Source organism: Streptomyces mangrovisoli, assembly GCF_000974985.2.
GTDB classification, from domain to species: domain Bacteria; phylum Actinomycetota; class Actinomycetes; order Streptomycetales; family Streptomycetaceae; genus Streptomyces; species Streptomyces mangrovisoli.
The window spans coordinates 1-8,477 of record NZ_LAVA02000013.1; the positions used below are offsets into that span (position 1 = coordinate 1).

Below are 8,477 nucleotides of genomic sequence, written 5' to 3' on the forward strand. Positions count from 1 at the left end.
CCCCCGCCCCGTGATCGCCCGCACCGGCGCTCCCGGCGCCCGCCCGCCCAGCGAACGGAGAACAGTCATGGCCCAAGCCGCAGCCGTGGCGAAACCGCCCGCGCCACCCCCGCGGCGCCGTGCCTCCGCGCACCCGCGCAGGCTGCCGTACCTGCTGATCGCCCCGGCGGCCCTGCTGATGCTGGGCTTCATCGCCTACCCGGTGCTCAGCGTCTTCTACTACAGCCTCCAGGACTACAACCCCACCAAGCCCTGGCGGAACGGCTTCGCGGGCCTCGGGAACTTCACCCGGGCGTTCGCGCACGACCCGCAGTTCTGGGACACCCTCACCTTCAGCGCCCAGTGGGTCGTCGTCGAGGTGGGACTCCAGCTGCTGTGCGGGCTCGCGCTCGCCCTGATCGTCAACCAGACCTTCGTGGGCCGCTCGCTCGGGCGCGCCCTCGTCTTCTCCCCGTGGGCCGTCTCCGGCGTGCTCACCTCGGCGATCTGGGTGCTGCTCTACAACTCCCAGACGGGCATCACCCGTTACCTCGCCGACGTGGGGCTCGGCTCCTACGGCACCAGCTGGCTCTCGGACCCCTCGACCGTCTTCCCGGCGGCCGTCGTCGCGGACCTGTGGCGAGGGGTGCCGTTCTTCGCGATCCTCATCCTCGCCGACCTCCAGTCCGTCTCCAAAGACCTCTACGAGGCCGCCGAGGTCGACGGCGCGGGCCGGCTGCGGCAGTTCCTGCACATCACCCTGCCCCATCTGAAGGACGCCATCGTGCTGTCCACGCTGCTGCGCGCGGTGTGGGAGTTCAACAACGTCGACCTGCTGTACACCCTCACCGGCGGCGGTCCGGCGGGCGAGACCACCACCCTGCCGCTCTACGTCGCCAACACCAGCGTCGACGCCCACGACTTCGGCTACGCCTCCGCCCTCACCACGGTCGCCTTCGTGATCCTGCTGTTCTGCTCGGTCCTCTACCTGCGGCTCAGCAAGTTCGGGGGCGGGTCGAAGTGATCACCGAGATCGCCCCCGCGCCGCACCGGCCGGTCCGCCCGCCCGCCGCCGCCCGCGCCCGGCACCGCCCCTGGGGCGAGGTCCCGCGCTGGCAGATCTACCTGCCGCTGTCGGTGTATCTCCTGTTCACCCTGGTCCCGTTCTACTGGATCCTCCTCTTCGCGCTGCGCCCGGCGGGCTCGACCTCCCTCGTGCCGTGGCCGGTCACCTTCGACCACTTCCACAAGGTGTGGACCGAGCGCAGCTTCGGCGTCTACTTCACCAACAGCGTCTACGTCGGCGTCGCGACCCTGGTGCTGACCACCGTCGTGGCCCTGGCGGGCGGCTATGCGCTCGCCCGCTTCGACTTCCGTGCCAAGCGCGCCTTCCTGCTCGCCCTGCTCTGCTCGCAGTTCGTGCCCGGCGCCCTGCTGCTGGTCCCGCTGTTCCAGATCTTCGCCCGGCTCCACCTGATCAACTCGCTGGCCAGCGTGATCCTCGCGGAGACCGTCTTCCAGCTGCCGCTGTCGATGATCCTGATCAGCGGCTTCATCAGGAACGTGCCCTACGCGCTGGAGGAGGCCGCCTGGGTCGACGGCTGCGACCGGTTCACCGCGTTCCGCGTCGTCGTCCTGCCGCAGCTGCGGCCCGGGTTGATCGCGGTCGGCTCCTTCGCCTTCGTGCACGCCTGGAACCACTTCCTGTTCGCCCTGATGTTCCTCTCCGACCAGAGCAAGCAGACCATCCCCGTCGGCCTCAACACCCTGATGAGCGCGGACAGCGTCGACCTCGGCGCCCTCGCGGCGGGCGGGATCGTCGCCGCCGTGCCCGTCGTGATCGTGTTCGCGTTCATCCAGAAGTGGCTGATCACCGGCTTCGGCGCGGGGGCGGTGAAGGGATGACCGCGACGACCGGCCCCGCGTACGGCCGCCTTCCGGCCGGCCCGCCGCCCGTGGTGCTGGCCGGCGCGCGCGGCCACGGCCGCCTGCACCTCGCCAACCTCCGCCGCCTGCACGGCGAGGGACGCCTGCGACTGGCCGGGATCTGCGAACCCGTACCGCTCACCGAGCAGGAGTACGGCGGTGAACTCCCGCCCCAGTCGGCCGACTTCGGCGCACTGCTGGCGGCCACCGGGGCGCGCGCCGCGGTCGTCTGCACCCCGATCCCGACCCACGCGGAGCTGGCGCTGACGGCCGCCCGGCACGGCGTGCACCTGCTCCTCGAGAAGCCGCCCGCCCCCTCCTGGGCGGAGTTCCGGCGCATGACCGACGCCTTCGCCGAAGCGCCGGTCGCCTGCCAGATCGGATTCCAGTCCCTGGGTTCGCACGCCGTGCCCGCGATCCGCCGGATGATCGACGAGGGCGCGATCGGCGAGGTCATGGGCGTCGGCGGGGCCGGGGCCTGGGCCCGCGACCCTGCGTACTACCGCCGGGCCCGCTGGGCGGGCCGACGCCGTCTCGACGGGGCCGACGTCGTCGACGGCGTCCTCACCAACCCCCTCGCGCACGCCGTCGCCACCGGACTCGCCCTGCTCGGCACGGCGTACGCCGACGACGTCACCGGCGTCGAGACCGAGCTGCTGCGGGCCAACGACATCGAGGCCGACGACACCTCCTGCGTCCGCGTCACCACCCCCCGCGGCCCGGTCACCGTCGCCGCCACCCTGTGCGCCGAGTGCCCGGACGAGCCGTACGTCCTCGTGCACGGCACCCGGGGCCGGATCACCTTCTGGTACAAGCAGGACCGGGTCCTGCTGCAACGCGCGGGCCACGGTCCGCGGGAGAGCCGCTTCGGCCGTACGGACCTGCTCGCGAACCTGCTCGACCACCTCACCGACGGCACCGGCCTCCTGGTCCCGCCCGCCGCGACCGGCGCGTTCATGCGGGTGGTCGAGGCGATCCGGCGCGCCCCCGACCCGGCACCGCTGCCCGCCACGGCCTGGCGCACGGAGCCCGGCACCGGACGCCGCGTGGTCACCGGCGTCGACGCGCTCGTCGCGGCCGCCGCCGACACCCTTCAGCTGTACTCCGAACTGGGCGCCCCCTGGGGCCTGACGCGGGAGGCGAACACCCGATGACACCCCGAGCCCGTGACACGCGCGGCGAGCAGCCGACGGAAGCCCCCGCCGCCCCGGACTCTCGTGCGCACGACGTCGAACTCCGTTTGGCCGGAAGGGTGGTGGCCCGCCACCGCACCCGGCCCGAGCTGCCGCTCCGGCTCGGCCCGCGCCCCTTCCTGCATCCCGTCACCACCCTGGCCGGCACCCCCGTCACCGAGACGGGCCCCGCCGACCACCCCCACCACCTCGGCGCCGGTGTCGCCGTTCCCGACGTCGAGGGGCACAACTTCTGGGGCGGCCGCACCTTCGTCCGCGGCCACGGATCCACCGAGCTGGACAACCACGGCGTCCAGCGGCACACCGGCTGCACGCGTCGCGGCCCGGCCGGCTTCGAGGCGGAGCTGTGCTGGGAGGCGGCGGGCCGCGCCCTGCTGCGCGAACGCCGTACCGTCGCCGCCGCCGAACTCGCCGCCCACGCCTGGGCGCTGGACTTCGCCTTCGCCCTCACCAACGTCACCGGCGGCCCGCTCTCCATCGGCAGCCCCGCCACCAACGGGCGCCCCGGCGCGGCCTACGGCGGCTTCTTCTGGCGCGCCCCCAAGGAGGCGGCGGCGCCCAGGGTGTTCACCCCCGACGGCGAGGGCGAGGCGGAGGTCCACGGCACCCGCGCCGACTGGCTCGCCCTGGCCGGCGCGGACTGGACCCTGGTGTTCGCCGGGGCGAGCGAGGCCACCCGTCGCGACCCGTGGTTCGTGCGCGCCGCGGAGTACCCGGGCGCGGGCCCCTCGCTCGCGTCCGCCGAACGGCTGACCGTCCCGCCCGGCGAGAGCGTCGTGCGCCGGGTCGTCACGGTCGTCGCCGACGGCGTCCTCGGCCGCGCCGAGGCCGCCGCGCTGGTCCGTGCGGCGGTACACCCATGAGCCTGCCCTCCGCCGACCGCGGCGACGGCACCTACGCCAACCCGGTGCTGAACGCGGACTGGTCCGACCCCGACGTGATCCGCGTCGGCGACGACCACTACCTCACCGCCTCCAGCTTCGGCAGGGTCCCGGGACTGCCGCTGCTGCACTCCCGCGACCTCGTCAACTGGACCCTGATCGGCCATGCCCTCGAACGCCTCGAACCGGCCGCCGAGTTCAGGACCCCGCAACCCGGACGGGGCGTCTGGGCACCGGCCCTGCGCCATCACGACGACCGCTTCTGGATCTTCTGGGGCGACCCCGACCGGGGCATCCTCCAGATCAACGCGCCCGACATCAGGGGCCCTTGGAGCCCGCCGGTGCTGGTGAAGGCGGGCCGGGGCCTGATCGACCCCTGCCCGCTGTGGGATCCCGAGACCGGTGACGCCTATCTCGTGCACGCCTTCGCCAGGTCCCGCGCCGGGTTCGCCAACCGGCTCACCGGGCACCGGATGCACCCGGACGGCGGGAGCCTGCTCGACGAGGGCAAGGTCGTCGTCGACGGGGACCGGCTGCCGGGCTGGTTCACCCTCGAAGGGCCCAAGCTGTACCGGTACGACGGCTGGTTCTGGATCCTCGCGCCCGCCGGGGGAGTGGAGGCCGGCTGGCAGGGCGCCTTCCGCTCCCGCGGCTTCTTCGGGCCGTACGAGGAACGGGTGGTCCTGGAGCAGGGCGGCACCGCCGTCAACGGACCGCACCAGGGCGGCTGGGTGCGCACCGCGTCCGGCGAGGACTGGTTCCTGCACTTCCAGCAGCGCGGCGCGTACGGCAGGGTCGTGCACCTCCAGCCGATGCGCTGGGACGAGCGGGGCTGGCCGGTCCTCGGCGCCGACGGCGCCCCCGTGGCCGTACACCCCAAGCCCGCCCTGCCGCCGCAGCCGCCCGCCGCGCCCGCCACCGACGACGACTTCCCCGGCGGGCGCCACGGCCGCCAGTGGCAGTGGACGGCCGATCCCCGCCCCGGCTGGGCGCCGCAGCACGGCGGGGACGGGCTGCGGCTGACCTGCGTCCGCTCCGCCCACGGGGACGACCTGCGCCGGGTGCCGAACGTGCTCGGCCAGCGGCTGCCCGGCCAGGACGCCGTGGTCGAGGTCGAACTGGAGCTGCCCGCCGCCGAGTTCGGCGCACGGGCCGGGCTCGCGGTCCTCGGGGACGCCTACCGCTGGATCGGGCTCCGGCGCGCGGCGGACGGCTCCGTGCAGGTGGTCGACCGGTTCGCGGAGCGCGCCGAGCCGCCCCCGCGCACCGGGCGGCCCGTCGAACAGCGTTCCGCCGAGCACCGGTTCGGCGAGCGACCCGCCCACCGCGAACGCGAGGCCGCCCCGCCGCGTCCCGCACCCGGGGGCCGGGCGCTGCTGCGGGTGGAGATCAGGGCGGGCGGCCGCTGCCGCTTCCTCTGCGACACCGGCGACGGCCCGGCCCCCTCCGGACTGGTCTTCACCGCCACCTCCTGGGGCTGGGGCGGCGCCCTGCTCGGTCTCTTCGCCCTCGCCCCGGCCGGCCCCGGGCACGCGGGCACGGCCCTGTTCACGCGCTTCCGCGTCACCCCGCTGTCCTGAGCAACACCCCGTCCCGATCACCCGTTGTCCCGAACCGGCCCGGCCGGACGTCTCGTTGGGAGCCGCAATGAAGGAGAGCAGAACTGTGCAGAAGACCATCCGCGGAAGCGGGCGGCGGCGGCGCGCCGCCGGTGCCGCCGCCCTGGGCTGTGTGCTCGCCCTGACCGCGACCGCCTGCGGCGACGACGGATCCGGGTCCGCGGGCGACAAGGGCGGCGAGGGGTCCGGGAAGGGCACGATCACCTTCTGGGACAACAACGGCGGTGTGCGTACCGACGTCTGGAAGCAGATCATCGCCGACTTCGAGAAGAAGTACCCGGACATCAAGGTGCGTTACGTGGGCGTGCCCGCGGCGAGCGTGCAGTCCAAGTACGACACCGCGATCCAGGGCGGCGGCCTGCCGGACGTCGGCGGGGTCGGCACCGCGATGCTCGCCGAGGTCGCGGCGCAGGGCGCGCTGGAGCCGCTCGACAGCCGGATCTCGGGGAGCGAGCTGAGCGGGAAGCTGAACGACAAGTTCCTGGACAGCGTGAAGTCCGCGGGCGGCGACGGGAAGACGTACACCGTGCCGACGTCCGCCAACAACGGCACCCTGTGGTACCGCACCGACCTGTTCGAGGCGGCGGGCCTGGACGCGCCGACGACCTGGACCAAGTTCTACGCGGCCGCGGACAAGCTGACCGACAAGGACAAGAACGCGTTCGGCTACACCATCCGCGGCGGCGAGGGCTCGATCGCGCAGGCCCTGGACGCGATGTACGGGCAGAGCGGCATCACGTCGTTCTGGAACGGCGACAAGACGACCGTCGACGATCCCCGCAACGTGGCCGCGCTGGAGAAGTACGTCGCGCTGTACAAGAAGGACACCCCCTCCGCCGACGTCAACAACGACTTCACCAAGATGGTCGCGCAGTGGGATTCCGGCAGCATCGGAATGCTGAGCCACAACCTCGGCTCCTACGCGGACCACGAGAAGGCGCTCTCGGGCAAGTTCCGCGGCATCCCCAACCCCACGCTGGACGACGGGACCCGGGTGCAGGTCTCCAACCCGGTCGACGGCCTCGCGCTGTTCAAGTCGAGCAAGAACAAGGCGGCCGCCTGGAAGTTCATCGAGTTCGCCGCCTCGCACGCCTCGAACAGCAAGTGGAACGAGTCGGCGGGCCAGGTGCCGGCCAACACCGAGGCGGCGCAGGACGCGTGGGTGCAGTCCTCCGAACCCACCAAGCTCGCCGCCGAGGCGCTGAACGGCAGCACCACCGAGATCGTGCAGCTGCCGTACTACCTGCCCGACTGGAACACCGTCTCGAAGGCGGACAACGAGCCGGCCTTCCAGAAGGTGCTGCTCGGCAAGGAGAGCGCGAAGGACTTCCTGAGCACGCTCGCCGACCAGCTCGACAAGGCCCAGGCCGACTGGAAGCAGAACCACTGAGCCCGCACCCGACCGAGGAGTCGCCTCCATGAGCACACCGAGATGCCGTGCACCGAGATCCGGTGCACCGAGATTCAGTGCACCGAGATCCCGTACGACCCCAGGATGTCATGATCATGCCCGAGTGATGGCGGTGCTCGCGGGCTGCACCGCCCTGGTGCTGGCCGTCACCGGCACCGCGTCGGCGACGCCGCGCTCAACCGCCCACCACGCCCCCGAACGCCGGGTGCTCCCCGCCGGCGACGGCTGGGGCTCCTACGGCACCGGCACCACCGGCGGGTCGAAGGCCACCCCCGCGCACGTCTACACCGTCACCACCTGGGACGGCTTCCGGGCCGCTCTCGCCGCGGACGTGACCGGGCCGCGGATCATCAGGGTGAAGGGCACGATCGACGCCGACGGGCCGGGCTGCGACACCTTCGCCGTCCCCGGCTACGACTTCGCCACCTATCTCGCCACGTACGCCCCCGAGACCTGGGGCCGCGACCAGGACCTGTCGGCCGAGCCCGACGACAGCCCCGAGGGGCTGCGCCGCGCCTCGGCCGACCAGCAGGCCGCGTACATCAAGGCGTACGTGCCCGCGGACACCACGATCATCGGCGTCGGGCGGAACGCCGGCTTCAAGGGCGCCAGCCTCCAGATCGAGGGCGTCGACAACGTCATCGTCCGCAACCTCGCCTTCGAGAGCCCGCTGGACTGCTTCCCGCAGTGGGACCCCACCGACACCGCCGACGGCAACTGGAACTCCGAGTACGACAGCGCGGTGATCTACGGCTCCACGCACGTGTGGATGGACCACGACACCTTCACCGACGGGGACCATCCCGACAGCACCCTGCCGTCGTACTACGGCCGGATCTACGAACAGCACGACGGTGAACTGGACATCGTCAAGGGCGCCGACTACGTGACGGCCTCCTGGAACGTCTTCGAGGACCACGACAAGACGATCCTGATCGGCAACAGCGACAGCGCCGCCACGGCCGCCGTCGACCGCGGCCATCTCAAAGTCACCCTGCACCACAACCTGTTCGCGAACCTCGTCGAGCGGGCCCCGCGGGTCCGCTTCGGACAGGTCGACTCCTACGACAACCACTTCGTGGCCCAGGCGGGCTACGGCTACAGCTACGGCATCGGCATGGAGTCCCAACTCGTCGCCGAGCACAACGCGTTCACGCTGGCGGACGGGGTGTCGGCCGGGACGGTCCTCAAGAAGTGGAAGGAGGCGCCGCTGACCGCGGACGACAACTGGGTCAACGGCGCCCTCACCGACCTGATCGCCGTGCACAACGCCGAGGTCCCCGGCGAGATCCTCCAGTCCGGCGCGGGCTGGACTCCCACCCTGCGCACGCGGATCGACCCGCCGGCGGCGATCCCCCGGATCGTCGACCACGGTGCCGGGGCGGGCCGCCTGCGCTGAGCCGCACCGGCGGGGGCGCCCCACCGCCCCCGCCGCTCCCGGGGCCGGGACGCCCCACCGCCCCGGCCC

General features: G+C 72.7%; 7 protein-coding genes. All 7 read left to right on the plus strand.

Features of this window, described 5'->3' with window-relative positions; translation table 11 throughout:
* The first annotated feature begins 67 nt into the window (after positions 1-67).
* The 7 genes from WN71_RS06380 (at position 68) to WN71_RS06410 (ending at position 8,408) form a co-directional block, all read left to right on the plus strand.
* Positions 68-1,003 carry a carbohydrate ABC transporter permease gene (locus tag WN71_RS06380; RefSeq protein ID WP_046592100.1) on the plus strand — a complete coding sequence of 312 codons (936 nt, stop codon included), beginning with the start codon at positions 68-70 and terminating at the stop codon, positions 1,001-1,003.
* Entirely contained in the window at positions 1,000-1,884 is an 885-nt protein-coding gene (locus WN71_RS06385) for a carbohydrate ABC transporter permease (protein ID WP_046592101.1), read from the plus strand. Before WN71_RS06380 ends, WN71_RS06385 begins: the two co-directional genes overlap by 4 nt.
* The gene (locus tag WN71_RS06390; protein WP_046592102.1) at positions 1,881-3,059 is read left to right on the plus strand and encodes a Gfo/Idh/MocA family protein; all 1,179 of its coding nucleotides are present in this window, start codon (positions 1,881-1,883) and stop codon (positions 3,057-3,059) included. Before WN71_RS06385 ends, WN71_RS06390 begins: the two co-directional genes overlap by 4 nt.
* Positions 3,056-3,961 carry a DUF6807 domain-containing protein gene (locus WN71_RS06395; protein WP_079177684.1) on the plus strand — a complete coding sequence of 302 codons (906 nt, stop codon included), beginning with the start codon at positions 3,056-3,058 and terminating at the stop codon, positions 3,959-3,961. The genes WN71_RS06390 and WN71_RS06395 overlap by 4 nt, the downstream gene beginning before the upstream one ends.
* Entirely contained in the window at positions 3,958-5,559 is a 1,602-nt protein-coding gene (locus WN71_RS06400) for a glycoside hydrolase family 43 protein (protein ID WP_046592104.1), read from the plus strand. Before WN71_RS06395 ends, WN71_RS06400 begins: the two co-directional genes overlap by 4 nt.
* 97 nt (positions 5,560-5,656) lie before the next feature.
* Positions 5,657-6,988, plus strand: a complete 1,332-nt coding sequence (locus WN71_RS06405) for an ABC transporter substrate-binding protein (RefSeq protein ID WP_420856466.1) — start codon at positions 5,657-5,659, stop codon at positions 6,986-6,988.
* 127 nt (positions 6,989-7,115) lie between these two features.
* Positions 7,116-8,408, plus strand: coding sequence for a pectate lyase family protein (locus WN71_RS06410; protein ID WP_046592106.1), 1,293 nt, complete (start codon positions 7,116-7,118; stop codon positions 8,406-8,408).
* Positions 8,409-8,477 lie beyond the last annotated feature (69 nt).

Excerpts from the sequence above, each read along its gene's own strand:
- WN71_RS06380 (WP_046592100.1), top strand. The coding sequence starts at position 68 with ATGGCCCAAGCCGCAGCCGTGGCGAAACCGCCCGCGCCACCCCCGCGG.
- WN71_RS06390 (WP_046592102.1), top strand. The coding sequence starts at position 1,881 with ATGACCGCGACGACCGGCCCCGCGTACGGCCGCCTTCCGGCCGGCCCG.
- WN71_RS06395 (WP_079177684.1), top strand. The coding sequence starts at position 3,056 with ATGACACCCCGAGCCCGTGACACGCGCGGCGAGCAGCCGACGGAAGCC.
- WN71_RS06400 (WP_046592104.1), top strand. The coding sequence starts at position 3,958 with ATGAGCCTGCCCTCCGCCGACCGCGGCGACGGCACCTACGCCAACCCG.
- WN71_RS06410 (WP_046592106.1), top strand. The coding sequence starts at position 7,116 with ATGGCGGTGCTCGCGGGCTGCACCGCCCTGGTGCTGGCCGTCACCGGC.